The sequence below is a fragment of the Vogesella mureinivorans genome, assembly GCF_007644035.1.
Lineage (GTDB): Bacteria > Pseudomonadota > Gammaproteobacteria > Burkholderiales > Chromobacteriaceae > Vogesella > Vogesella mureinivorans.
This window is the reverse complement of the sequence record NZ_VMTV02001099.1, coordinates 1-374: the sequence shown is the minus strand read 5'-3', so window position 1 is coordinate 374 and position 374 is coordinate 1. Positions and strand designations below refer to the sequence as shown.

At 69.8% G+C, this 374-nt stretch carries 1 pseudogene; it reads left to right on the top strand.

The window, feature by feature from the left end:
• Positions 1–374, top strand: a pseudogene (locus FLQ44_RS23945) (hypothetical protein); the annotation flags it as partial.

Here is a 374-nt window from a genome sequence, read left to right as displayed (position 1 = left end):
CTGCCCGCCTGCAATCTCTGGCTGGCGGACGGCGTACTGAGGCAACACGTCGAGCGTCACGGCGGCGGCTGGGCTGCGGCCCAGCTGTCCGATCTGGGTGGGCGTGCAGGCGGGGAACTGGTGGCGCTGGGCGAGCAGGCCAACCTGCATCGCCCGCGCCTGCGATCCTTCGATCGCTACGGGCGACGCATCGACGAAGTCGAGTTCCACCCGGCCTACCACCGGATCATGCAGGTGGCGATGGACGCAGGCGTGCATGCGTTCTCATGGAATCATGCGGACCGGCGCGGGGCGCACGTTGCCCGCGCCGGGCTGATGTACCTGTGCAGCCAGGCCGAGGCCGGCACCGCTTGCCCGTTGACGATGACCCACGC